General features: G+C 66.9%; 7 protein-coding genes. All 7 read right to left on the bottom strand.

Going from position 1 to position 2,444, the window contains the following annotated elements:
* Nucleotides 1-180: 180 nt before the first annotated feature.
* Nucleotides 181-330: a hypothetical protein gene (locus AB0J58_RS43290; protein WP_357795892.1), complete on the bottom strand. Its 150-nt coding sequence runs from the start codon at nt 328-330 to the stop codon at nt 181-183.
* A gap of 131 nt (nt 331-461) precedes the next feature.
* Nucleotides 462-584: a hypothetical protein gene (locus tag AB0J58_RS43285; RefSeq protein ID WP_357795890.1), complete on the bottom strand. Its 123-nt coding sequence runs from the start codon at nt 582-584 to the stop codon at nt 462-464.
* Entirely contained in the window at nt 584-706 is a 123-nt protein-coding gene (locus AB0J58_RS43280; protein WP_357795887.1) for a hypothetical protein, read from the bottom strand. The genes AB0J58_RS43285 and AB0J58_RS43280 overlap by 1 nt, the downstream gene beginning before the upstream one ends.
* The gene (locus tag AB0J58_RS43275; RefSeq protein ID WP_357795885.1) at nt 703-966 is read right to left on the bottom strand and encodes a hypothetical protein; all 264 of its coding nucleotides are present in this window, start codon (nt 964-966) and stop codon (nt 703-705) included. The genes AB0J58_RS43280 and AB0J58_RS43275 overlap by 4 nt, the downstream gene beginning before the upstream one ends.
* Nucleotides 967-1,498: 532 nt before the next feature.
* Nucleotides 1,499-1,705: a hypothetical protein gene (locus AB0J58_RS43270; RefSeq protein ID WP_357795882.1), complete on the bottom strand. Its 207-nt coding sequence runs from the start codon at nt 1,703-1,705 to the stop codon at nt 1,499-1,501.
* A 127-nt stretch (nt 1,706-1,832) separates the two neighbouring features.
* Nucleotides 1,833-2,204 carry a hypothetical protein gene (locus AB0J58_RS43265; RefSeq protein WP_357795881.1) on the bottom strand — a complete coding sequence of 124 codons (372 nt, stop codon included), beginning with the start codon at nt 2,202-2,204 and terminating at the stop codon, nt 1,833-1,835.
* Nucleotides 2,205-2,244: 40 nt separating this feature from the next.
* Nucleotides 2,245-2,444, bottom strand: a 200-nt coding sequence (locus tag AB0J58_RS43260) for a hypothetical protein (RefSeq protein WP_364227315.1), incomplete at its 5' end; no start/stop codon positions are given.

Genomic DNA, 2,444 nt, shown 5'->3' with positions numbered 1-2,444 from the left:
CGTCCGTGCGGAGGCGGGCGCTCGCGCGCGTCGGGGACGCTTGTCTCCCTCGGAGGGGAGAGTCAGGCCAGCGCAACGGCCTTGTGTGGAGCCCCGTCCGGGCATGGCCGCACGTCCGGGGCTCCACCACCAGTATGGCGTGCGAGTTTGATTGGTTCGATTCGCTCACGCGACAGGTGATCAAACGGTGTGGCAGGTGAAGTTGCACACCTCGGACCCGCTGGTGACGCAGTCGCCGTTACAGCCGTGACGGCAGTCCAAGGGGTCGTCCAGCGGCGTCGGCAGTTCCCCCTCGGGGGTGTAGGAGCGGGTGAACTCGCGCTGCTCCACACGCTTCCTCCACCGGGGGTCTGTGCCCGCTCCGGAGCAGTCAGAGCCATCGGCGCGGCGGGTACGGCGCCACCCCTCACGCATGCCAGGGCAGCAGCCGGGCGTCTGGTAGCGGCCAAGCATCCGAGCCATCACGCCCCTCCCCGTTCAATCAGCCACAGGCGTGCACGGTCGCGAGCGTCGGCCAGTTCCTCGATGGCCCACGCCATGGTCAGCCAGTCAGCGATGGCCTGCTCTACGCGGTCGTCTGCCATCACGTCTCCGCGTCGTCGGCCCCCTCGGGGAGCGGAGGAAGGTGGATCTCCCAGACGAGATCCAGTCCGGCGTCCAGCATGGTCCGGCGCAGCTCCGACAGGCGCGGGTCCTGCTCGCTCATTGCGCCTCCCAAGAGATCACCGTGTCGGGCAACCCGTCCGTACCCGGAACGCGGATGCGAACGGGACCCGGGTTGGAGGCGAGCGTCTCAGTGAGCCAGTCCTGCATCATGCACTGCGCTGCGTGATCGGTTTCCCGTTGCCACTCGGCGTCGGGGTCGAACGCCCAACCGCCGTGCGGCTCCATCCGCTCAGCAGGCAGGCTATCCAACGCCGCCTGCATGCGGATGTTCAACCTGGGCTCGTCGTCCTGCTGGCTCACGCTGACCTCCCGCGATTGAAAGGGGCCGAGCGGCCATACCTGGCGACTCGACCCCGTGACCTCTCCACGCTCCACCGTGACAGCGAGAGGCCCTCGCGACTACCCATCCGTGCCCCTCAAGACCAAGCCGAAGGACTGCGCCCAGCGTAACCAACATGCCGGAGATCTCGGGTGCGATGAACGCGCTTTTACGGCTTGATACGGATTCAGCCGGGGGGTTGGGGGCGCCGCAAGGCCATGGGCGGGTCGTCCGGCTCTGGTCGTTCAGCATCGCGCCAGCCGGTCGGGAACCCCGGCGCCCCCACACGGAACCCGTGGAGTCGAACCACGAAGCGTCAGGGCTTCCACCTGGCGCTCACCACTCTTCCGCTTACGCCCGCCGCCCCGAAGGACGGCGGGCAACTCGTGCGATGCCGAGCACCTTGCCCTTCGCCGCGAACGGCTCCGGGTTAGGCCAGCACGATTGGCCGTTTCCCTGCCAGTCCCGGAGGACGACAGGAAGCAAAGCCTCGCTCAGAGCGAGGAGGCCAGGCTACTCCTGGACCGGCTCAGTCGGCTCCTGCGGAGGCGCCGCCGGGTACTCCGCGTCCAGACCCTCCAGCCCGGCGACGCGAGCCTCCAGGGCGGACAGGTCCACCTCCGGGTGCTCCGCCTTGATCGCCTCGATGTCGGAGCGGATACCGGACACAGCCACGTCGATACGCGTGACCAGGTTGTTGATCTCGTCCTGCTTGGCCATGATGAGTCCTACCTTTCGGGTGAGATGAGACTGCGCCCGCTCGATGCGAGCGAGCCCCTCGTGGATGCGACCGAGGTTGAAAAGGATCTTCCAGAAACGCACAGCGCAGCCCTTCAGAAAACGAGGACTAGGCAGAGACGCTGGTCTTCGCCCGGACGAAACCGGGCGCCGGATCCGCAGCGGGGGTGACACTGTTCGCGAGCACCAGCGCCAGCACCATGTTCAGCGCGGCCACGACCGCTCCTGAAGTCTCTTCAGTCAGCGGGAGCCCGAAAAACACCAGACCCGTGAGAATCGTTCTCACCGCGCCAGTCAGAGCCGTGACGACGAACGGCCGGGTCATGACCGCCTCGGCGCCAGCAAAGACGCCGGACACGATCACCATGATCCACGACGCGGCATCCGCGGTGAGGCCCACGGCCGGGACCGTGACGAGGACGGCCAGGACAGCGGAGATCGCTCCCAACCAGACGACAGGCTCGCGCCCAAAGATCTTCATGCGCCCCTCCTAGGGATGGCCCACCACCGTGGCGGGAGGTTCAGGTGAGCTTGAATTCGGAGACGCCGAATTCAAGTAAGTGACGAGAAAGTTGAATGCGCGGGTCATCGGAGTCGAACTCCTCGCCGCACTCCTCGCTCAGGCAGGCGTACACAGCGAGGTCACCGCCCGGCTGGAAGATGGGGTCCGACTCGATCCGGAACAACTCCCGGACGGCCTCGCCGTCGCAGGCGGGGCATA

This window comes from Streptosporangium sp. NPDC049644 (assembly GCF_040675205.1).
Lineage (GTDB): Bacteria > Actinomycetota > Actinomycetes > Streptosporangiales > Streptosporangiaceae > Streptosporangium > Streptosporangium fukuiense.
This window is presented reverse-complemented; position numbering and strand designations above follow the sequence as displayed.

Excerpts from the sequence above, each read along its gene's own strand:
- AB0J58_RS43270 (WP_357795882.1), bottom strand. The coding sequence starts at position 1,705 with ATGGCCAAGCAGGACGAGATCAACAACCTGGTCACGCGTATCGACGTG.
- AB0J58_RS43285 (WP_357795890.1), bottom strand. The coding sequence starts at position 584 with ATGGCAGACGACCGCGTAGAGCAGGCCATCGCTGACTGGCTGACCATG.
- AB0J58_RS43280 (WP_357795887.1), bottom strand. The coding sequence starts at position 706 with ATGAGCGAGCAGGACCCGCGCCTGTCGGAGCTGCGCCGGACCATGCTG.
- AB0J58_RS43265 (WP_357795881.1), bottom strand. The coding sequence starts at position 2,204 with ATGAAGATCTTTGGGCGCGAGCCTGTCGTCTGGTTGGGAGCGATCTCC.